Raw genomic sequence first — 21,195 nt, forward strand, 5'->3', positions numbered from 1 at the left:
ACATCGTGATCATGGATAATCTCGGCAGCCACAAGTCGGCTGCTCTGCGTCGCATCATCCGAGGCGCCGGCGCCAGACTCTGGTATCTGCCGCCTTACTCACCCGACCTCAATCCGATCGAACAGACTTTCGCCAAGATCAAGCACTGGATGCGCATCGCGCAGAAGCGCACCCTCGAAGACATTTGGCGACACCTCGGCGACCTCGTCACCTCGATCCAGCCTACCGAATGCAGCAACTACTTCGCCAACGCTGGATATGCTTCCATCAAAACGTGAAACGCTCTAACAGGCACGCGGCATTCAACGCAGAGCGCACAGGCCCGTTAGCAACGGGCCTGTTTTGATTTTGGCCGCGAAATCGGCATGATGGCTTCCTTATCGCCCGCCCGATTGCTTCAAGGAGTTCTGTCATGAAAAGTTGGATCGGTATCGCGCTCGTCGTCGGTGTATTGGCATTGGCATCAACGCCGTCGCTGACGACGAGGGCAGCAGCGCAGCAGCGGATCGTCACGGAAACGGCCGACGCAGGCAAAGCCACGGATCTCAGCGCGCGCCGCTACAGGCCATACTACCGAAACGTTGATCGGTCCTATGCGGGCTTCTATTACAGGCCCTATCAGCCTTACGTTCGCACTTACACGGAGCCTTACTACTTCCGACCATATCCATATGACAGGCTGGTCCCGTACGCATTCGGCTTCCGGCATGACCCGTGGTGGTGGTGAAGACGGAAAGCCTCCCAGCAGAGGGCGACCGCGTCGCACGCTTCGTATTATAGGGTGTTCACTTCGTTATCTCTGACGTCGTGACAGGGGCGGCCGAACATGCGCGACGACACGCCGCTGACGCGGCGCAATCATCGTTGGGCACGTAGCAGCGAACCGCAGGAGATGTGGAGGCCCGGGGTCAAGCCCGGGCGTGACAAGTCAGTCGCGAAATCGACCTCTCGAACCGGTGCGGTGCATCAGTCCCAGTCCCTGAACTTCCAGGACTTCAGCTTCCACGGCGTCAGATTCTCCACCCGCCATTGCGCCCAGCGGTCCGGCGGCCAGTGGCTGAGGCGCGAGGTCTCTTTCGCCTGCGGCATTGGATCGATCACGCGCGGCATGGTTCGGCGCCGGCTCTGGCGCGTCGCCTCGCTGATCATATCGACATATTCGCGCTTGTCGGCCATGCCGGCTCCTTGCGAAACGATGCATTCGCAAGGAGCAAGTTTGCGCCTCGTCGCTTAACGAGGCGTTTCCGGGATCGATCGAGGTTGAACGAAGGCGGTTAGCGCCAGTCCCTCACGTCGACGAAGTGGCCGGCGATTGCCGCGGCGGCCGCCATTGCCGGCGACACCAAATGGGTGCGGCCCTTGAAGCCCTGGCGTCCCTCGAAGTTGCGGTTCGAGGTGGAGGCGCAGCGCTCTTCCGGCTTCAGCTTGTCCGGGTTCATGGCAAGGCACATCGAGCAGCCCGGCTCGCGCCACTCAAAGCCGGCCTTGATGAAGATCTTGTCGAGACCTTCCGCCTCCGCCTGCTCCTTCACGATGCCGGAGCCCGGCACGATCATGGCGTTGACGTTGGCATTCACCGTCTTGCCTTCAGCGATCTTGGCCGCGGCGCGCAGATCCTCGATGCGGCCGTTGGTGCAGGAGCCGATGAAGACGCGGTCGAGCTTGATGTCGGTGATCTTCGTGCCCGCTGTCAGACCCATATATTTCAGCGCGCGATGCTTGGAGAGACGCTTGGCCTCGTCCGCGATCTTGTCGGGATCTGGCACGAAACCGGTAACCGAGATGACATCCTCCGGCGAGGTGCCCCAGGTCACGATCGGCGGCAGCTTCGCTGCGTCCAGCCGAAGTTCGTGATCGAAATGCGCGCCCTCGTCGGAACGCAGCGTCTCCCAATAGCGCAGCGCCGCGTCCCAGGCCTCGGCCTTCGGTGCCTTCGGACGGCCGCGCAGGAAGTCGAACGCCTTCTCGTCGGGCGCGACCAGGCCGGCGCGCGCGCCGCCTTCGATCGACATGTTGCAGACGGTCATGCGGCCTTCCATCGACAGTGCGCGGATCGCCTCGCCGGCATATTCCAGCACGTAGCCGGTACCGCCGGCGGTACCGATCTCGCCGATGATGGCGAGGATGATGTCCTTGCCGGTCACGCCTTCGGGCAATTTTCCGTCGACGGTGACGCGCATGTTCTTGGCTTTCTTCTGGATCAGCGTCTGCGTCGCCAGCACATGCTCGACTTCGGACGTGCCGATGCCGTGCGCGAGCGCGCCGAACGCGCCATGCGTCGAGGTGTGGCTGTCACCGCAGACGATGGTGGTGCCGGGCAGCGTGAAGCCCTGCTCGGGGCCGATGACGTGGACGATGCCTTGGCGCTTGTCGAACTCGTTGTAATATTCGATGCCGAATTCCTTGGCGTTCTCGGCCAGCGCCTTGATCTGCTCGATGCTTTCGGGGTCGGGGTTTGGCTTGGTGCGGTCGGTGGTCGGCACGTTATGGTCGACGACGGCCAGCGTCTTTTGCGGCGCGTGGACCTTGCGGCCAGCGGTGCGCAGGCCTTCGAACGCCTGCGGCGAGGTGACTTCGTGCACCAGATGGCGGTCGATATAGAGCAGGCAGGTGCCGTCTTCGGCTTCGTGCACCAGATGGTCGTTCCAGATCTTGTCATACAGGGTGGTCGGTTTGGACATGAGCATCAGCTCCAGCGATGTTGTGATAGCGGATCGGCGCGGTTAGGCGCCGGGGCAAACGAAGGGACGGCGCAGCATCAAGCTGCGCGCGTAAGCTCCGACGTCGCCGAGGTCGCAAAGCGCCCGAAGAACCGGCCAGGCAGCCGCGAGCGATCGTCGATCACGACGCGCTTGATGGGCTCGATGCTGGTCTGATCTGGAACCATTCTACAAATATATAGCAGGCCAATCCGGAATCGCGAGTGCTTTCAACGCGCGTCAGGATGCGCCATATGCGCGATTACGTGACCTTCACCCTGAGGAGCGCGCCACCGGCGGGGCCTCATCCTTCGAGACGCGCTTTCCGCGCTCCTCGGGATGAGGGATGAGCAGTTGGGTCCGCTGTGACGGCGGTAACAAAAAAAGCGCGGGGACCGGCCCCGCGCTCTTGGTCGCATCCGAGTTGGTCGGATGGGATTACTCGTTGACCGCGGCGGCGCGATCCTGCTTGTCCTGCTTCTCGACGATGCGGGCCGATTTGCCGCGCAGGCCGCGCAGATAATAAAGCTTGGCGCGACGCACCTTGCCGCGGCGCACCACCTTGATCGAGTCGATCATCGGCGACATCACCGGGAAGACGCGCTCCACGCCCTCGCCATAGGAGATCTTGCGCACCGTGAAGCTCTCGTTGAGGCCGGAGCCCGAACGGCCGATGCAGACGCCTTCATAGGCCTGCACGCGGGTGCGGTCGCCTTCGACCACCTTGACGTTGACGATCACGGTGTCGCCGGGCGCGAATTCCGGGATCTGCTTGGTCGCAGCGAGCTTGTCGTACTGCTCTTTTTCGAGCTGCTGGATGAGGTTCATTGAAATCTCCATCGGAGGCGCGCCCAGCACCGACGCGGGCTGCGCAAGAATTCGGTCTATCCTGATTGCGGATTTGGGCGCTCCTATAAGGCAAAGCGGAGGCTTTGTCACCCGTCTGTCGTGTTTTTTGTGCCGTGCCGCGCGGCCCACAAGTCCGGCCGCCTGACCCGGGTCAGAGCCTCGGATTGGGCCTGCCGCCAAGCTGCAACCTTGGCATGATCGCCCGACGTGAGGATTTCCGGGATCGGCCGGCCCTCGAACTCCTGCGGGCGGGTAAATTGAGGGTATTCCAGTAGTCCTTCGGAGAAGCTTTCGTCTTCCCCGGAGGCCTGCTTGCCCATCACCCCCGGCAACAGCCGCACGCAGGCGTCGATCAGGGCCATGGCGGCGATTTCTCCGCCCGAGAGCACATAATCCCCGATCGAGACCTCCTGGAGCCCGCGCGCCTCGATTACCCGCTCATCGACTCCCTCGAAACGGCCGCAGACGATGAGGGGACCTGGGCCGGACGCGAGTTCCGCAACCAGGGACTGGGTCAGTGGCCGACCGCGCGGGCTCATTAAGAGCCGTGGCCGGTTCGGCGCGATCTCGGTGGCATCGATGGCGGCGGCCAGGATGTCGGCACGGAGCACCATGCCCGGCCCGCCGCCGGCGGGGGTGTCGTCCACGCTGCGGTGCCTGTCGATCGCAGAATCCCTGATGTCCCGCGTTTCCAGAGCCCATAGCCCGGAGGCGAGTGCCCTGCCGGCAAGGCTGACGCCGAGCGGCCCGGGAAACATCTCCGTGAACAGGGTCAGGACGGTGGAGCGCCATATGGTCATCGGTCATCGGGTTCCGTTCGGGTGCCGCAGCCGTGAGGTCGAGATCTTGACCTGGTGGAGGTCATTCGTCGTCCCGGCGAAGGCCGGGACCCATAACCACAGAAACCTATGGTGTGCTTAGCGGGAGCACCAGCGAACGCAACGACGGACAGCCGTGGTTATGGGTCCCCGCCTTCGCGGGGACGACCTTGGGATGAATCTTCGCCCTCAATCTCTTCAGGCAATTCGACGATCACCCGTCCGCCAGAGAGGTCGACGGTCGGCACTACCGCGTTGGTGAACGGCAGCATCATGGTCGCGCCCTGCGGCGGTGCGATTTCGATGATGTCGCCGGCGCCGAAATTATGGATCGCAACGACCTTGCCAAGCGGCTGGTCGGCGGTCGTGACAGCGGCAAGGCCGATCAGATCAGCGTGGTAGTATTCGTCGTCGTCCGTTTCGGGCAATCGCTCGCGCGGAACGTAGAGCTCAAGCCCGTTCAGCCGCTCGGCCTCTTCGCGCGTAGATACGTCCTTGAACGTCGCGACCAGATGATCCTTCGCCTCGCGGACATGCGCGACCTCGAACTGGCGCGTGCCGTCCTTGGTCGTCAGCGGGCCGTAATGCTTCACGGCCAGCGGGTCTTCGGTGAAGGTCCAAAGCTTAACGGCGCCGCGCACGCCATGCGCAGCGCCGATCCGAGCGACGCAAACCGGTGTGGACACCGTCGTGCGCCGAAAAGCTTACGCCTTCGCGGCGGCTTCGGCCTGGGCCTTCCGCTCCTTGCGCGGCACGGCCTTTTCCGGGTTGTTGCGCGACGCGCGCTTCACGACGCCGGCCGCATCGAGGAAGCGGGTGACGCGGTCCGACGGCTGCGCGCCCTTGGCGAGCCAGGCCTTCACCTTGTCCATGTCGAGCTTCAGCCGCGCCTCGCTGTCCTTCGGCAGCAGCGGATTGAAGTGGCCGAGCCGCTCGATGAAGCGGCCGTCGCGCGGAAAGCGCGAGTCGGCGACGACGACGTGATAGACCGGACGCTTCTTGGTGCCGGCGCGCGCAAGACGGATAACGACAGACATTTAGTTCTCCTGATGAATGGTTTGATTTGGATGTTGGTCAGTTACGCCGTCATTGCGAGCGCAAGCGAAGCAATCCATAGCGCCGCATGTGGAGGCGTGGATTGCTTCGTCGCTTCGCTCCTCGCAATGACGAGAGAGGTCATTTCTTCTTCCCCGGAAAGCCGCCGAGGCCCGGCAGTGTCGGCTTGCCGCTGAGGCCGGTGAGCCCTGGCACGTTCGGCAGGCCCTGGCGCAGCCCGACGGGGAGTTCCTTCGGCAGGTTTGGCAGGCCGCCACCGGGCGCGCCCTGCATCTTCTCGGCCAACGCCTTCATCTCTTCCGGCGAAGGTGGCTTCATGCTGCCGCCAAAACCCATCGCCTGCGCGATGCCGGCGAGCGGGCCGCGTTTGCCCGAACCCATGGCCTTCATCATGTCGGACATGTTCCGGTGCATCTTGAGCAGCTTGTTGACCTGCTCGACGTTCTGGCCGGCGCCCGCAGCGATGCGCTTCTTGCGGCTGGCCTTGAGGATGTCCGGGTTCTTGCGCTCCTGCCGCGTCATCGAATCGATGATCGCGACCTGGCGCTTCAGGATCTTGTCGTCGATCCCGGCGGCGGCGATCTGGTTCTTCATCTTAGCAATGCCGGGCATCATGCCCATCAGGCCGCTGATGCCGCCCATATTCGCCATCTGCATGAGCTGCTCGCGCATATCATTGAGGTCGAACTGGCCCTTGCGCATCCGCTCGGCGGTGCGCGCGGCCTTCTCGGCATCGATGTTGGCGGCGGCACGCTCGACCAGCGACACCACGTCGCCCATGCCGAGGATGCGGCCGGCGATGCGGCTCGGATGGAAGTCCTCCAGCGCGTCGGTCTTTTCGCCGGTACCGATCAGCTTGATCGGCTTGCCGGTCACCGCGCGCATCGACAGCGCGGCGCCGCCGCGGCCATCGCCGTCGACTCGCGTCAGCACGATGCCGGTCAGCCCGACGCGCTGGTCGAACGAGCGCGCGAGATTGACGGCGTCCTGGCCGGTCAGGGAGTCCGCGACCAGGAGCACTTCATGCGGATTGGTGGCGGCTTTGATCTCGGCCGCCTCTTGCATCATCTCTTCGTCGAGCGTGGTGCGGCCGGCGGTGTCGAGCAGCACGACGTCATAGCCGCCGAGCTTGCCGGCCTCGATCGCACGCCGCGCGATCTGCGGCGGCTTCTGGCCGGCGACGATCGGCAGCGTCGGGATGTCGAGGTCGCGGCCGAGCACGGCCAATTGCTCCATCGCCGCCGGACGATAGACGTCGAGCGAAGCCATCAGCACCTTGCGCTTGTCGCGCTGGACCATGCGGCGGGCGAGCTTTGCGGTGGTGGTCGTCTTACCGGAACCCTGCAGGCCGACCATCATGATCGGAATCGGCGGCACCGTGTTGAGGTCGATGGTCTGGCCGTCGGAACCGAGCGTGGCGACCAGCTCGTCGTGGACGATCTTGACCACCATCTGGCCTGGCGTGACCGACTTGACGACGGTGGCGCCGACCGCCTGCTCGCGCACGCGCTCGGTGAAACTCCTGACAACCTCGAGCGCGACGTCGGCCTCGAGCAGCGCGCGGCGCACTTCGCGCATCGCGGCGTCGACATCCTTTTCGGTGAGCGCACCGCGCCCTGTCAGCCGATCAAGGATGCCACCAAGCTTTTCCGACAGATTGTCGAACAATGCCGTTGTCCTTTGCCTGTTACAGGCGCTGCCTTAGACTCTTTAGTCCGTCATACCCCGCGAAGGCGGGGTATCCAGTACGCCGGGACCTCGCATCAAAACGAACGCGGCCGGCTACTGGATCACCCGCCTTCGCGGGTGATGACCACCTAGGTGTCCCGACGCAGAACGCCAAGACGATCTGCCAAAAGACGGTCTTCCAAACACTTTCGCGCCCGAGGGCGCACAGCGCTGTCGGGCGTTGGCCTCCGGTCTCGAGGGGCCGGTCGGCGGGTCGAAAAGAACGATCTTTCCGAGAAAGTGGCAGCGTTAAACCCCCACCGAGGCCGAAAGTCAAGGAAAAGTCGGGTGAGGTGATCCGAATTGAACCCGTAAAGACATGAAAGTACTTATGTTTCGGTCATCGGTTCCAATTTATGTACTCACCGCCATATAAATTCCCACGTCACTATCCGTGATACAGGCCCGTGCCCATCACCCGTCGCCGCATTTTTGGACTGCTCGCCGGTACCGCCGCCGTAGTGGGCGTGCCGTCTGCTTGGATTGACCGCATGAAGACCTATGACGGCCCCGTCTCCGATCATTTCGATGGCTTGCGCTTCTTCGATCCTCACGGCGCGCCGCCCAAGAAACTGGCCGAGGTGCTGCGCTGGCAGTTCGACGGCGAGCGGAAGCGCGTGACCTGGCCGGACTGGGTGCCAAGTCCTCACGCCGATACGCCGCCGCCGCGGGTCGAGGGCGACAAGGTGCGGCTGTCCTTTGTCGGCCATGTGAGCTGGCTGATCCAGGCCGCCGGTCTCAATATATTGGTCGACCCGGTGTGGTCGATGCGCGCCTCACCGTTCTCCTGGGCGGGACCGAAGCGACGCAATGATCCCGGCATCGCCTTCGAGGCGCTGCCCGAGATCGATGTCGTGCTGGTATCGCACGGCCATTACGATCATCTCGATATCGCGACGCTGTCGAAGCTGGCGGCGAAGTTCTCGCCGCGCGTGATCACGCCGCTCGGCAACGACGTCACCATGCGCGAGGCGGATCGCGCGATCAAAGCCGAAGCGTTCGACTGGCAGGATCGTGTCGAGCTTGGCAACGGCCTCGCCGTGACGCTGGTGCCGACCCGGCACTGGTCGGCGCGCGGGCTGCTCGACCGCAACAAGGCGCTGTGGGCGAGCTTCGTGCTGGAGACGCCGGTCGGCAAACTCTACATCGTCTGCGATTCCGGCTATGGCGATGGCGGCCATTTTCGCCGTGTCGCCGAGGCGCACGGCCCGCTGCGCCTCGCGATCCTGCCGATCGGCGCCTATGAGCCGCGCTGGTTCATGCGTGACCAGCACATGAATCCGGAAGATGCGGTGAAGGCGCTGGCCGATTGCGGCGCCGCGCAGGCCCTGGCGCATCACCATGGCACCTTCCAGCTCACCGATGAGGCCATCGATGCGCCGGTGATCGCGCTTGGCGAGGCGCTGGACCAGGCGGAAGTGCCGCGCGATAAATTCGCGGTGCTGAAGCCGGGACAGGTGTTCGAGATCTAACGTCGTCCCGGCCGAGCCCGGGACGACAGCCTCATCTGTTCGGCTTGCTCATTGCTTCGGCTTGATCGCCCAGGACACGTTCACTGAGACCGACAGCGTCTCCTCGCCCGGCGCGACGGGAGCTGATGCCGCCATTGGCGCGGCCATCTTGCCGCGGAAGAGGGGCGTCGGCGGTCCGCCTTCCGTGACGCTGAGTGCATCGCCAAGCGTGACGCCGGCCGCCCTGGCGTAGATTTCCGCCTTGCGACGCGCGTCGGCGACGGCCTTTTCGCGTGCGTCATCGAGCAGTTTTGACGCCTGCGAGACCAAGAAGCCGATACCGCCGATCTCATTGGCGCCGGCGCCAACCAGGACATCGATCAGGCCCGCGATCTTGGTGATGTCGCGCACCTTGATGATCACGCGATTGGTGGCGCGATAGCCGGAAATCGTTGCCGGCCCCGGCCGGCTTTGGGTCGTGGGATATTGCGGCTGCAGCGACAATCGCGAGGTCTGGTAGTCCTTCTCATCGATGCCGGCGCCTTTCAGCGCCAGCAGCACCTTGCCCATTGCGGCGTTGTTGATGTCGGACGCCTCGCGCGCGGTCTTGGCTTCCGAGGTTACGCCGGCGTCGATCTCGGCTTGGTCGGGCGCTGCCGAGATGGTGGCTTCGCCGTTGACGGAAATCGCAGGAGGCGGGACCGTCTGCGCCAGGGCAGGCGATGCCGCCAGCGCCAGCGCCGCGAGGGCAACGAGCTGTTTCATTCGCTTCACTTCACTTCAGTTCACTTCAGGGGGACGTAGACGTTGATCACCAGCTTGTCTTCCGCCGTCTTGAGCGGATCGGTGGTGTATTCCTCGATAAAGGTGTCTTTTGCTTCGAGTTTCTTGTCGTCGAGGTGATTGGTGATCGCCTCGTAGGTGTTGTCCATATTGTCGTAGGATCCGCGGTGGACGAACTTCAAGGCTTTGCCGTCAGGCGAGTTGCCCATGCTCATGTTCTTGCCGAGGTTCTTCACCTCCTGGTCGACAGGGATTTCCGCGATGAAGGTGAAGCCGGTGTCATCGGTCGAGGTGTAGACGATCATCGCATTGCCTGTCGGCTTGATGTTCTGCTTCTCAAGCAGCGCCGTCAGCGCCTTCAGCGAATCGGTCAGGGAGTCGAAGGCCGAGTCCCAGTTGGCGTTGCCCTTCACCATGACAACCTTCTTCGGCTCCAGCGTGAACTCCTCGCCGAAGGGGTCGGCCGTCTGGACCGGCGCGGAGGCCGGGGGCGTCGGACTCTGGGCAGTTGAAGGGGCGTCGGCCGGCGATTTGGTCTCGGCCGGCGGCGGCGCGGGAGTGGGGGCGGGCGCAGGCGGCACCGGCGAGGCCGAAGGCGCCGGCGAAGGCGAGGCGGCTGGAGCCGGCGCTTGCGCCAGCGCCACGCTGCCCCAGGCAATAGCGATTATCGGGACCAATGCGACCAATGTGCCGCGGAAACCATTGAATCGAATCATCTTGATATTCTCCATCCCCATCCCGAGCGGCCGCCTTTTTGTCCCGGCTGACGTCCGCAAGGCGCGATAGTCCTAACACGCAAGTTCCGCTTTCGTCCCATGACACTTGTGCCATGGGCGGCCGCGGGTGCGGAATAAATAGCGTCGTTTCGCGACATCATTCCGCTGCATCTTTCTGTCTGAGCGGGATCTTTTTCGGAAATGGACGCCGCTTTGCACGGGGCGCCACCTTCCGGGTCCGGACCATGCTCTGGCCAATTCGGCGTCATTCGCCATATAAGGCAGGCATAAATTGGGAAATTCCATGAGCGCGCTCGCCAACCACGCATTCGCCAAGATGAACGGTATCGGCAACGAGATCGTCGTGGTCGACATGCGTGATTCGAAGGCTCAGGTAGCGCCGGAGGACGCCCGCGCGGTGGCCGGTGCGGCCGGCGTGCCCTACGACCAGCTCATGGTGCTGCAGCCGCCGCGGCTGCAGGGGACGGAAGCCTTTATCAAGATCTACAACAATGATGGCTCGGAAGCCGGCGCCTGCGGCAATGGCATGCGCTGCGTGGTGCGCCGTGTGTTCGAGAAGACCGGGCAGACCGCCGCCACCTTCGAGACCCGGGCGGGGCTGCTCAATTGCTGGCAGGGCCCGGCGCCCGATCTCTACACCGTCGACATGGGCACGCCGAAATTCGGCTGGCAGGACATTCCGCTGGCCGAGGAGTTTCGCGACACCCGTTATATCGAATTGCAGATCGGACCGATCGATGCGCCGATCCTGCATTCGCCCTCGGTCGTCAGCATGGGCAATCCGCACGCGATCTTCTGGGTGGAAGACGTCAACGCCTATGACCTTTCCCGCTTCGGGCCGCTTCTGGAAAATCATCCGATCTTTCCGGAGCGCGCCAACATCACGCTCGCCCATATCGTCGATGCCGACCACATCACGATCCGGACCTGGGAACGCGGGGCGGGCCTGACCAAGGCGTGCGGCTCGGCCGCCTGCGCGACCGCGGTGGCGGCGGCGCGGCTGAAGCGCGCCAGTCGTACCGTCGAGATCACGCTGCCCGGAGGCAAGCTCAATATCGAATGGCGCGAGCGCGACGACCACGTGCTGATGACGGGGACGGCGACCTTCGAATATGAAGGCCGCTTCGATCCTGCGCTGTTCGCCAGCGCCAGCGTCACCTGAGATGACCGTCGACGTCATCACCTTCGGCTGTCGCCTGAATGCGTTCGAATCGGAGCTGATCCGGCACGAGGCTGACAATGCCGGCCTTGCCGACACCATCGTCATCAATAGCTGCGCGGTTACCAATGAGGCGGTGGCGCAGGCGCGCCAATCGATCCGCCGGTTGAAGCGCGAGCGCCCCGAAGCGCGCATCGTCGTCACCGGCTGCGCGGCGCAGACCCAAGCGCAGATGTTCGCTGACATGGCGGAAGTCGATCGCGTCATCGGCAATGATGAGAAGACGCGAAGCGCAGCCTGGCATGATGCACGCGCGGTGTTCGATGCGGGCCTTAGTGTGGCGGCGAGCGAGAAGATCGCGGTCGCCGATATCATGGCGGTCAGGGAAATGGCGCCGCATCTGCTGGAAGGTTTTCAGAAGGGCCTGCCGCGGGTGTTCGTGCAGGTGCAGAACGGCTGCGACCATCGCTGCACCTTCTGCATCATCCCGTTCGGCCGCGGCAATTCGCGTTCGGTACCGATGGGCGCGGTGGTCGATCAGGTCCGTGCGCTGGTCGAACGCGGCCATGTCGAGATCGTACTGACGGGCGTTGACCTCACGAGCTATGGCGCCGACCTGCCGGGCACGCCCAAGCTTGGCACATTGACGCGGCAGATCCTGAAGCACGTGCCGGAGTTGCAGCGCCTGCGCATTTCCTCGATCGATTCCATCGAGGCTGACCGCGACCTGCTCGATGTCATCGCTGACGATAACAGGCTGATGCCGCATCTGCATCTGTCGCTGCAGTCCGGTGACGATCTGATCCTGAAGCGGATGAAGCGGCGGCACTCGCGTCAGGACGCGATCGAGTTCTGCGCGCAGGTACGGCGGCTGCGGCCGGATATGGCGTTCGGCGCCGACATCATCGCAGGCTTCCCGACCGAGACGGAAGAGATGTTTGCGCGCTCGCAGGATCTGGTCGCGGAATGCGATCTTACTTTCCTGCATGTGTTTCCGTATTCCAAGCGCCCCGGCACGCCGGCGGCACGGATGCCGCAGGTGGCAGGCGGAGAGATCAAGGAACGTGCGCGACGACTGCGCGCCGTGGGCGACGCGGCGTTGCGCAAGCGGCTCGCCGCCGAAATCGGCACGACGCGTCGGGTCCTGATCGAGAGCGACAGGCAAGGCCGCACGGAGCACTTCCTGCCGGTCGCGATCAGTGGCGAAACGCCGGGCGCGGTGCGGGCGCTTGCGATCAGTGGCCACGATGGTGCGAGGCTTCTTCCTTCTCCCCTTGTGGGAGAAGGTGGCGTGGACGCAGTCCACGCCGGATGAGGGGTTGTTTCCGCGGGCGCCGGTGTTTGTGGATAGAACCCCTCACCCTGGTGAGTTCGCTGCCCGCTGCGGAGCTGCCCTCTCCCACAAGGGGCGAGGGCGCATCAACTGGCGCCGCGATCGTGTTGTTCTCTTACTCTACTCCCCATTCCACCCGCACGCCCGCAGCCGCTCGTGCATGTGCTCCGGCGCCGGCGCGACTACTCGCACCGGGTCCTTGTTCTTCGAGATCGGGATCACCAATTCGCGCGAGTGCAGATGCAGGCGCGGCTCGCCGAAGCGCGGGCCGTTGCCGTAGATGTTGTCGCCAAAGATCGGCCAGCCCATGGCGGAAGCGTGCACGCGCAATTGATGGGTGCGGCCGGTGACCGGTTCCATCGCGAGCCAGGCAAGACTGTCGCCGCGGCCGAGCACCTTCCAGTTTGTCACGGCCTTTTGACCTTCCGGGTCCGGCTTCTGCCACCAGCCGCGTTCGGCGTTCTTGCGGCCGAGCGGCAGATCGATCGTGCCTTGCTCTTCGGCAGGTCCGCCTTCGACCACGGCCCAATATGTCTTTGATATCTTGCCGTGCTTGAACAACAGGCCAAGCGAGGCGGTCGCCTTGCGATGCCGCCCAAGGACGAGGCAGCCCGAGGTGTCCCGGTCCAGCCGATGGGCGAGCACCGGCGGCCGCGGCAGGCCGAAACGCAGCGCGTCGAACGAGGCTTCCAGGTTGGCGCCGCCTTTTGGGCCACGATGCACCGGAATTCCGGCCGGTTTGTCGATCACCAGCATCAAGCCATCGCGATGGAGCACGCGGGCCTCGATTTCCGCCGGCGTCAATTGTGGAACATCGTTCACGCGTCGAGACTTTCGTTTGCGGGGCGAAACGGCTAACACACCCGTGCCATGAACGATACCACTGCACCCAAACTGAGCTGGTGGAAGCGGCTCTCCAACGGGCTGAAGCGGACCTCGAGTTCGATCGGCACTGCCGTTGCCGGCCTCGTCACCAAGCGCAAGCTCGACCGCGCCATGCTCGATGATATCGAGGATGTGCTGCTGCGCGCCGATCTCGGCACCGATGTCGCCGTGCGTATCGCGGACGCCGTCGGCGCCGGACGCTATGACAAGGAGATCTCCGCCGACGAGGTCAAGGCCGTGGTCGCAACCGAGGTCGAGAAGGTGCTGGCGCCGGTGGCCCAGCCGCTCGAGATCGATGCGGCGAAAAAACCATTCGTCGTCCTCGTGGTCGGCGTCAACGGCTCCGGCAAGACCACGACCATCGGCAAGCTCGCGGCGAAGTTTTCCGCCGAAGGCCGCAAGGTAATGCTGGCCGCCGGTGACACCTTCCGGGCCGCCGCGATCGAGCAGCTCAAGATCTGGGGCGAACGGACGAAATCTCCCGTCATCGCCGGCGCGCAGGGGTCGGATTCCGCAAGCCTCGCCTTCAATGCGCTCAGCGCGGCCAGGGAGCAGAAGCTCGACGTGCTGCTGATCGATACCGCCGGCCGGCTGCAGAACAAAGCCGAATTGATGAACGAGCTCGAAAAGGTGGTGCGCGTGATCCGGAAGGTCGATGCCACGGCGCCGCATGCGGTGCTCCTGGTCCTCGACGCCACGGTGGGACAAAATGCGCTGTCGCAGGTCGAGGCCTTTCACCGTACTGCTGGCGTCACCGGCCTCGTGATGACGAAACTGGACGGCACCGCACGGGGCGGCATTCTGGTGGCGCTGTCGGAGAAACACAAATTGCCGGTGCATTTCATCGGCGTCGGCGAAGGCGTCGATGATCTTGCCCCCTTCACCGCGCGCGATTTCGCCAGGGCGATCGCAGGGATCGAGTAATGGACAAGAAAGCACCGCATCCTCTGTTCAAGCTCGCGACCGAGCTTGGTCCGCTGCTCATCTTCTTCTTCGTCAACGCCAAGTCGAACCTGTTCATCGCCACCGGCGTATTCATGGTGGCCGTGGTGATTGCGATCATCGCAGCTTACCTCGTGACGCGGCATGTGCCCTTGATGGCGATCGTCACGGCGGTGGTTGTCGTCGTATTCGGCACGCTGACGCTGATCCTGCATGATGAGACCTTCATCAAGATGAAGCCGACCATCGTCTACACGCTGTTCGCCGCGATTTTGGGCGGCGGCCTGCTGTTCGGCCGCTCCTTCATCGCGATCATGTTCGACCAGATGTTCAACCTCACCCCGCACGGCTGGCGCATTCTCACCTTCCGCTGGGCATTGTGGTTCCTGGCGATGGCCGTGGTGAACGAGATCGTCTGGCGCACCCAGACCACCGATTTCTGGGTCACCTTCAAGGTGTTCGGCATGGTGCCGCTGACGATGCTGTTTGCCGTCACCCAGATGCCGCTGATCAAGCGCTACCAGCTCGAGCCGGTCTCACTGGAGCGGAGCGAGGCGGAGGCCGGGGACGTGAGTAAGGGATAATCCCGCCACTCGTCATTCCGGGGCGTGCCAACGGGTCCGCGCGAGGCGCGGCCCGATGACAGGCTCCGCACGAGCCCGGAATCCATCGGGCGGCAGGCGCAAGTGGTGGAATGGATTCCGGGTTCATCGCTGCGCGATGCCCCGGAATGACGGAGAAAGCTACGTCCCGGCTTTGAGCGCCTTCTCGATCTCGACCTTGAGCACGCTGTCGAAATTCTGCGGCGTCACCGGCCCGACTAGCTTGTAGACGATGGTGCCCTCGCGGCCGACGATGAAGGTCTCGGGCACGCCATAGACGCCCCATTCGATCGAGGCGCGGCCGTTGGCGTCGACGCCGACGATGCTGAACGGATTGCCGTAGCGGCCGAGGAAGCGGCGGGCGTTATCGGGCGCATCCTTGTAGTTGATGCCGACGAGCTGCAGCCGGTTGTCCTTGGCGAGCTCGGTCAAGAGCGGCGCTTCGTCATGGCACGGCACGCACCAGGACGCCCAGACATTGACGAGGCTGACCTTGCCCTTGAAGGCGGCGGGATCGAGTCCGGGCACCTGCGCGCCATCTCTGGTCAACCCTTCGAGCGCGGGCAGCGCGGTTTGCGGCGCCGGCCGGCCGATCAGTGCCGATGGAATCCTCGAGGGATCGCCGCCATAGAGCCGCAGCAGGAATAGCGCGGCGAGGGCGGCAAAGACCACCAGCGGCAGCGCCACCAGCCAGCGCCGGCTCCGCGGCGCGGTTTCGGCAATGGGTTCGCTCATGAGATCTTTTCGGAAAGCCGATTTCCCCTTTTCCGGATCATGCTCTAGATCTCCGCCGCGCTGCGCCCGGAGCGCCTGACAATGCCGCTGGCCTCGAGTTCGCGCAGCCGCGCCGTCTGCTGGCGGTAGTCGAGAAAGATCCAGACGATCAGCAGCACCACCACGGCTGCTACCAGCCCGTAGGATGTCGCAATGAAGGAGGCGTAGGGGCCGAGCGCTGCCATCATGCCGCCTTTTGATTGGCCTGCATCATCTGCAGGCTGCGCACCCTGCGGCGCAGGATTTCGTTCCGCATCGCCGCCAGGTGCAGCGTGATGAACAGCAGCGAGAATGCGATCGCCATCACCAGGAGCGGAATCAGGAAGGCATTATCCAGCGTCGGCCCGCCCATCCGGATCACGGATGCCGGCTGGTGCAGCGTGTTCCACCAGTCGACCGAGAACTTGATGATCGGGATGTTGATCGCGCCGACCAGCGTCAGCACCGCGGCGGCGCGCGCCGCGCGCGAGGGATCCTCCACCGCGCGCCACAGCGCGATCAGGCCGAGATACATCAAAAACAGGATCAGCACCGAGGTGAGCCGCGCGTCCCATTCCCAATAGGTCCCCCACATCGGCCGGCCCCATAGCGAGCCGGTGACGAGGGCGAGGAAGGTGAAGGCGGCGCCGATCGGGGCTGCAGCCTTTGCCGCGACGTCAGCGAGCGGATGTCGCCAGACCAGCGTGCCGAGCGAGGCGATGCTCATGATGCCCCAGACGAACATCGACAGCCACGCGTTCGGCACGTGGATGAACATGATCTTGACTGTCGCGCCCTGCTGGTAATCGTCCGGCGCCATCGCGGACTGGTAGAGCCCGATCAGGAGCAGGATCGCGGTCGCGCCCGCCAGCCACGGCAGCACGCGCGCGGTCAGCGCGAGGAATTTCGTGGGGTTGGCGAGGTCGATCAGGCTCATGGCTTTCTCTGATAGTCGCGGCCGGCGTCGCAAGCAATTGGCCCAAAACCTCTCGTGAAGAGTTGATTGACCTCAATCCAGCCCATGCCGCAGGCTGGCGGCTGCGGCAAAAGGCCCGACCACGAAACTCACCAGCGACAGCGCGCACAGGATCGAGAACGGGGTTCCGAACGACAATGGGCCCATAATCGCGGCTTGCGAGGCCGCGACGCCGAAAATCAGCACGGGAATCGATAGCGGCAGCACGAGCACGGCCAGCAGCAGCCCGCCGCGGTGCAACGTGACGGCGAGCGCCGCCCCGATCATGCCGGTGAAGGTGAGCGCGGGGGTGCCCGCCAGCAGCGTCAGCGCCACCGCCAAGGTCGCGGTGCCATCGAGATTGAGCAGCAGCCCGAGCACGGGCGTTGCCACGATCAACGGCAGGCCGGCGGCAAGCCAATGCGCCAGCGCCTTCGCCGCGCAGGCGAGTTCCAGCGGCGTCCGGCTCATCACGATGAGATCCAGCGAGCCGTCCTCGTGGTCGGCCATGAACAGCCGGTCCAGCGTCAGAAGGCTCGCCAGCAGCGCGCCGAGCCAGAGGATCGCGGGTCCCAGCCGCGTCAGCAGCGCGAGGTCCGGCCCGACCGCGAACGGCATCAGCACGGTGACGGTGAGGAAGAACAACACGCCGATCAGCGCGCCGCCGCCGACGCGCAGCGCAATCCGGATGTCGCGCCGAATCAGTGCCGAGAGCGCGGTCATGACCCAGCCCCCATGCGCATTTCCCTGACATCGATGCCGAGCGGGGTGTGGGTGGCGGCGATCAGGATGCCGCCGCCTGCGAGATGATCGCGCATCAAAGTGACGAAGAGGTCCTGGCCTTTGGTGTCGAGCGCGGAGGTCGGTTCGTCCAGCAGCCAGACCGGCCGTCGCGCGACCAGCAGCCGCGCGATCGACAGCCGTCGGCGCTGGCCAGCGGAGAGGTAGGCGGCGGGCAGATGGGTCGCATGGTCAAGACCGACGGAGGCGAGGCATCGGCCGGCGTCATCCGATTCGCCGCCGAGAAAATCCCGCCAGAAGGAAAGATTTTCGAGCACGCTTAAGCCCGGCTTCAGCGCGTCGCGATGGCCGAGATAGTGCGCCTGCTCGGCCACCGTCAGTTCGGCCTCGCCGCCATCGAGCGTGATCGAGCCGTCCGACGGCACCAAGAGGCCGGCGATCACGCGCAACAGCGAGGTCTTGCCCGAGCCGTTGGGGCCGGTGATGGCAAGCGCTTCGCCCGATGATGCTGCAAAGCCTAATCCGGAAAACACTTCGCGGCCGCCCCGCACGCATCGCAAGTTTTGTCCCGAGAGCCGCATCATGCCCTTCACGGCCCTCTAGATCTGTCCAAGCACGATCGCCGCGCAGACGCTTCGCGTTTGTCGCGGGGAGAACCGGTCCCCACTTTTTCGGATCATGCTCAAAGAAATCTTTCGCTAGCCGTTGAGAATTTTTGGGTGGCGCAAGGCTGTGGCGCGCTCGTCGGTGTGGCGGCGCTTCTAGAAAGATTCTATAAGCCCCGGAACTTGATGCAGCACACCATCGGCCTCCGCAAGCGGGAAGCCGACCTCGCCGCTGCCGGTATAAAAATACCCTTGCCGGGTATAACGGAATAAGTGGGATTTCCTCGCATGACATCGCTCGACAGCTTCAAATGCCGCAAGACCCTCAAGGTCGGTGGCAAGACCTACGTCTATTACAGCCTGCCTACGGCAGAGAAGAACGGTCTGAAGGGCATTTCGAAGCTGCCATACTCGATGAAGGTGCTGCTTGAAAACCTTCTGCGCAACGAGGACGGCCGCACCGTCAAGAAGGAAGATATCGTCGCAGTCAGCAAGTGGCTGAGGAAGCGCAAGCTCGAGCATGAAATCGCCTTCCGCCCCGCGCGCGTGCTGATGCAGGATTTCACGGGTGTTCCGGCCGTGGTCGATCTCGCGGCGATGCGCAACGCGATGCAGAATCTCGGCGGCGACGCGGAGAAGATCAACCCCCTGGTGCCGGTCGACCTCGTCATCGACCACTCCGTGATCGTCAACTTCTTCGGCGACAACAAGGCCTTCGCCAAGAATGTGGTCGAGGAATACAAGCAGAATCAGGAGCGCTACGAGTTCCTGAAATGGGGCCAGAAGGCGTTCTCGAACTTCTCGGTGGTGCCGCCTGGTACCGGCATCTGCCACCAGGTCAATCTCGAATATCTGGCCCAAACGGTCTGGACCAAGAAGGAGAAGATGACGGTCGGCAAGAAGACCGGCACCTTCGAGGTCGCCTATCCCGATTCGCTTGTCGGCACTGATTCGCACACCACGATGGTTAACGGCCTTGCCGTGCTCGGCTGGGGTGTCGGCGGCATCGAGGCGGAAGCCTGCATGCTCGGCCAGCCCTTGTCGATGCTGCTGCCCGAAGTGGTCGGCTTCAAGCTCAAGGGCCAGCTCAAGGAAGGTGTCACCGCGACCGACCTGGTGCTGACGGTGACGCAGATGCTGCGCAAGCAGGGCGTCGTCGGCAAGTTCGTCGAGTTCTTCGGCCCTGGCCTCGATTATCTTTCGGTCGCGGACAAGGCGACGATCGGCAACATGGCGCCGGAATATGGCGCGACCTGCGGCTTCTTCCCGGTGGACGCCGCGACCATCGATTATCTCAAGACCTCCGGCCGCAAGGCGGAACGTGTCGCGCTGGTCGCCGCCTATGCCAAGGCGCAGGGCCTGTTCCGCACGGCGAAATCGACCGATCCGGTGTTCACGGAAAAGCTGATTCTGGATCTCAAGGATGTCGTGCCGTCGATGGCCGGTCCGAAGCGCCCCGAGGGCCGCGTCGCCCTTCCTGCGGTCGCGACCGGCTTCGCAACGGCGCTCGCCAGCGAATACAAGAAGGCCGATGATGCGGAGAAGCGCTATCAGGTCGAGGGCCGCAACTTCGATCTCGGCCACGGCGACGTCGTGATCGCGGCGATCACCTCCTGCACCAACACCTCCAACCCGAGCGTCCTGATCGGCGCCGGCCTGCTCGCCCGCAATGCCGTTGCCAAGGGCCTGAAAGCGAAGCCTTGGGTGAAGACCTCGCTTGCCCCGGGCAGCCAGGTGGTGGCGGAATATCTCGCCAATTCCGGCCTGCAGGCCGATCTCGACAAGGTCGGCTTCAACCTGGTCGGCTTCGGCTGCACCACCTGCATCGGCAATTCCGGCCCGCTGCCGGAAGAGATTTCGAAATCGATCAACGACAACGGCATCGTCGCCGCCGCCGTGCTGTCGGGCAACCGCAACTTCGAGGGTCGCGTCAGTCCTGACGTGCAGGCGAACTATCTCGCCTCGCCGCCGCTGGTCGTCGCGCACGCGCTGGCAGGCACCGTGACCAAGGATCTCGCGGTCGAGCCGATCGGCGAGGGCAAGGACGGCAAGCCGGTCTACCTGAAGGACATCTGGCCGACGGCGAAGGAAATCAACGCCTTCATGAAGAAGTTCGTCACCGCGTCGATCTTCAAGAAGAAATACGCCGACGTGTTCAAGGGCGACACCAACTGGCGCAAGATCAAGACGGTCGAGAGCGAGACCTATCGCTGGAACATGAGCTCGACCTATGTGCAGAACCCGCCCTATTTCGAGGGCATGAAGAAGGAGCCCGAGCCGATCACCGACATCGTCGAGGCGCGGATCCTCGCCATGTTCGGCGACAAGATCACGACCGACCACATCTCGCCGGCCGGCTCGATCAAGCTGACGTCGCCCGCCGGTAAATTCCTGAGCGAGCATCAGGTGCGGCCCGCCGACTTCAACCAGTATGGTACGCGGCGCGGCAACCATGAGGTCATGATGCGCGGCACCTTTGCCAACATCCGCATCAAGAACTTCATGCTCAAGGGCGCCGACGGCAACATTCCGGAAGGCGGAAACACCAAGCACTGGCCCGACGGCGAGCAGATGTCGATCTACGATGCCGCGATGAAGTACCAAGCGGAAGGCGTGCCGCTGGTGGTGTTCGCCGGCGCCGAGTACGGCAACGGCTCATCGCGCGACTGGGCGGCCAAGGGCACCCGCCTGCTCGGTGTTCGCGCGGTGATCTGCCAGAGCTTCGAGCGCATCCATCGCTCCAATCTGGTCGGCATGGGTGTGCTGCCACTCACCTTCGAGCCGGGCACGTCATGGCAGTCGCTCGGCATCAAGGGCGACGAGAAGGTCACGATTCGTGGCTTGCAGGGCGATTTGAAGCCCCGCCAGATGCTGACGGCGGACGTCACCTCCAGCGATGGCAAAGTGCAGCATGTCCCGCTGCTTTGCCGCATCGATACGCTCGATGAGCTCGATTATTATCGCAACGGCGGCATCCTGCACTACGTGTTGCGCAAGCTCGCGGCCTAACGCGGATTTGTGATCGGTGCCTCACTGCTACGTGAATGGCTAGGAAAATGCGGGCGGCCTATGAAAAAGGCCGCTTTCGCACGTCAGGGG

The 21,195-nt window shown here is 63.9% G+C and carries 23 protein-coding genes; 8 read left to right on the plus strand and 15 right to left on the minus strand.

All coding sequences use genetic code 11. The features are described 5' to 3' along the window. The coding region (locus YY7_RS0128570) for a transposase (protein ID WP_028166207.1) at window positions 1-278 on the plus strand (278 nt) is incomplete at its 5' end. 134 nt (window positions 279-412) lie between these two features. Continuing rightward, window positions 413-727, plus strand: coding sequence for a hypothetical protein (locus tag YY7_RS53140; RefSeq protein WP_035691155.1), 315 nt, complete (start codon window positions 413-415; stop codon window positions 725-727). 239 nt (window positions 728-966) lie between these two features. Here the strand turns inward: YY7_RS53140 and YY7_RS0128580 are convergent, their stop codons facing one another. The 7 genes from YY7_RS0128580 to ffh all read right to left on the minus strand — a co-directional run bounded on the left by YY7_RS0128580 (window position 967) and on the right by ffh (window position 7,090). Further along, window positions 967-1,176, minus strand: coding sequence for a hypothetical protein (locus YY7_RS0128580; protein WP_028166208.1), 210 nt, complete (start codon window positions 1,174-1,176; stop codon window positions 967-969). A 98-nt stretch (window positions 1,177-1,274) separates the two neighbouring features. Then, window positions 1,275-2,681: a 3-isopropylmalate dehydratase large subunit gene (gene leuC / locus YY7_RS0128585; protein ID WP_028166209.1), complete on the minus strand. Its 1,407-nt coding sequence runs from the start codon at window positions 2,679-2,681 to the stop codon at window positions 1,275-1,277. 456 nt (window positions 2,682-3,137) lie between these two features. Continuing rightward, a complete protein-coding gene (gene rplS / locus YY7_RS0128595) occupies window positions 3,138-3,527 on the minus strand; it encodes a 50S ribosomal protein L19 (protein ID WP_028166210.1) in 390 nt (129 codons plus the stop codon). A 107-nt stretch (window positions 3,528-3,634) separates the two neighbouring features. Further along, window positions 3,635-4,348, minus strand: coding sequence for a tRNA (guanosine(37)-N1)-methyltransferase TrmD (gene trmD, locus YY7_RS0128600; protein WP_028166211.1), 714 nt, complete (start codon window positions 4,346-4,348; stop codon window positions 3,635-3,637). Between the two features lie 158 nt (window positions 4,349-4,506). Next, entirely contained in the window at window positions 4,507-5,052 is a 546-nt protein-coding gene (gene rimM, locus YY7_RS0128605; protein WP_028166212.1) for a ribosome maturation factor RimM, read from the minus strand. 18 nt (window positions 5,053-5,070) lie between these two features. Continuing rightward, window positions 5,071-5,403 carry a 30S ribosomal protein S16 gene (gene rpsP, locus YY7_RS0128610; RefSeq protein WP_028166213.1) on the minus strand — a complete coding sequence of 111 codons (333 nt, stop codon included), beginning with the start codon at window positions 5,401-5,403 and terminating at the stop codon, window positions 5,071-5,073. 139 nt (window positions 5,404-5,542) lie between these two features. Further along, a complete protein-coding gene (gene ffh, locus YY7_RS0128615; protein ID WP_028166214.1) occupies window positions 5,543-7,090 on the minus strand; it encodes a signal recognition particle protein in 1,548 nt (515 codons plus the stop codon). Window positions 7,091-7,557: 467 nt separating this feature from the next. Here ffh and YY7_RS0128620 point away from each other — a divergent pair, with 467 nt between their 5' ends. Next, the gene (locus YY7_RS0128620; RefSeq protein WP_028166215.1) at window positions 7,558-8,622 is read left to right on the plus strand and encodes an MBL fold metallo-hydrolase; all 1,065 of its coding nucleotides are present in this window, start codon (window positions 7,558-7,560) and stop codon (window positions 8,620-8,622) included. Window positions 8,623-8,670: 48 nt separating this feature from the next. On the opposite strand, the gene YY7_RS0128625 is transcribed toward YY7_RS0128620, so the two are convergent. Next, on the minus strand, window positions 8,671-9,366 hold the full coding sequence (locus YY7_RS0128625) for an SIMPL domain-containing protein (RefSeq protein ID WP_028166216.1): 696 nt from the start codon (window positions 9,364-9,366) through the stop codon (window positions 8,671-8,673). A 20-nt stretch (window positions 9,367-9,386) separates the two neighbouring features. Beyond that, the gene (locus tag YY7_RS0128630) at window positions 9,387-10,100 is read right to left on the minus strand and encodes a GyrI-like domain-containing protein (RefSeq protein ID WP_028166217.1); all 714 of its coding nucleotides are present in this window, start codon (window positions 10,098-10,100) and stop codon (window positions 9,387-9,389) included. Window positions 10,101-10,404: 304 nt separating this feature from the next. On the opposite strand from YY7_RS0128630, the gene dapF reads away from it, so the two are divergent. After that, entirely contained in the window at window positions 10,405-11,283 is an 879-nt protein-coding gene (dapF, locus tag YY7_RS0128635) for a diaminopimelate epimerase (protein ID WP_028166218.1), read from the plus strand. A gap of 1 nt (window position 11,284) precedes the next feature. Further along, the gene (gene mtaB / locus YY7_RS53145; protein WP_051396985.1) at window positions 11,285-12,595 is read left to right on the plus strand and encodes a tRNA (N(6)-L-threonylcarbamoyladenosine(37)-C(2))-methylthiotransferase MtaB; all 1,311 of its coding nucleotides are present in this window, start codon (window positions 11,285-11,287) and stop codon (window positions 12,593-12,595) included. A gap of 138 nt (window positions 12,596-12,733) precedes the next feature. Here mtaB and YY7_RS0128645 read toward each other — a convergent pair whose 3' ends face one another. After that, the gene (locus tag YY7_RS0128645; RefSeq protein ID WP_028166219.1) at window positions 12,734-13,435 is read right to left on the minus strand and encodes an RluA family pseudouridine synthase; all 702 of its coding nucleotides are present in this window, start codon (window positions 13,433-13,435) and stop codon (window positions 12,734-12,736) included. Window positions 13,436-13,483: 48 nt separating this feature from the next. Here YY7_RS0128645 and ftsY point away from each other — a divergent pair, with 48 nt between their 5' ends. Next, on the plus strand, window positions 13,484-14,422 hold the full coding sequence (ftsY, locus tag YY7_RS0128650; protein WP_028166220.1) for a signal recognition particle-docking protein FtsY: 939 nt from the start codon (window positions 13,484-13,486) through the stop codon (window positions 14,420-14,422). Next, entirely contained in the window at window positions 14,422-15,024 is a 603-nt protein-coding gene (locus tag YY7_RS0128655; RefSeq protein ID WP_028166221.1) for a septation protein A, read from the plus strand. The genes ftsY and YY7_RS0128655 overlap by 1 nt, the downstream gene beginning before the upstream one ends. Window positions 15,025-15,183: 159 nt before the next feature. Here the strand turns inward: YY7_RS0128655 and YY7_RS0128660 are convergent, their stop codons facing one another. The 5 genes from YY7_RS0128660 to ccmA form a co-directional block, all read right to left on the minus strand. Further along, window positions 15,184-15,777, minus strand: a complete 594-nt coding sequence (locus tag YY7_RS0128660) for a DsbE family thiol:disulfide interchange protein (RefSeq protein WP_028166222.1) — start codon at window positions 15,775-15,777, stop codon at window positions 15,184-15,186. A gap of 44 nt (window positions 15,778-15,821) precedes the next feature. Further along, window positions 15,822-16,004, minus strand: coding sequence for a heme exporter protein CcmD (ccmD, locus tag YY7_RS0128665; RefSeq protein ID WP_028166223.1), 183 nt, complete (start codon window positions 16,002-16,004; stop codon window positions 15,822-15,824). Further along, window positions 16,001-16,732, minus strand: a complete 732-nt coding sequence (locus YY7_RS0128670) for a heme ABC transporter permease (protein WP_028166224.1) — start codon at window positions 16,730-16,732, stop codon at window positions 16,001-16,003. Before YY7_RS0128670 ends, ccmD begins: the two co-directional genes overlap by 4 nt. 72 nt (window positions 16,733-16,804) lie before the next feature. Next, a complete protein-coding gene (gene ccmB / locus YY7_RS0128675) occupies window positions 16,805-17,473 on the minus strand; it encodes a heme exporter protein CcmB (RefSeq protein ID WP_028166225.1) in 669 nt (222 codons plus the stop codon). Then, the gene (gene ccmA, locus YY7_RS0128680; RefSeq protein WP_028166226.1) at window positions 17,470-18,072 is read right to left on the minus strand and encodes a heme ABC exporter ATP-binding protein CcmA; all 603 of its coding nucleotides are present in this window, start codon (window positions 18,070-18,072) and stop codon (window positions 17,470-17,472) included. Before ccmA ends, ccmB begins: the two co-directional genes overlap by 4 nt. Before the next feature lie 312 nt (window positions 18,073-18,384). Between ccmA and acnA the strand changes: the two genes are divergently transcribed. Further along, complete coding sequence (gene acnA, locus YY7_RS0128690; RefSeq protein WP_028166227.1) at window positions 18,385-21,105, plus strand: aconitate hydratase AcnA; 2,721 nt, start codon at window positions 18,385-18,387, stop codon at window positions 21,103-21,105. Window positions 21,106-21,195: the final 90 nt, after the last annotated feature.

The sequence above is a fragment of the Bradyrhizobium elkanii WSM2783 genome (assembly GCF_000472865.1).
GTDB classification, from domain to species: domain Bacteria; phylum Pseudomonadota; class Alphaproteobacteria; order Rhizobiales; family Xanthobacteraceae; genus Bradyrhizobium; species Bradyrhizobium elkanii_A.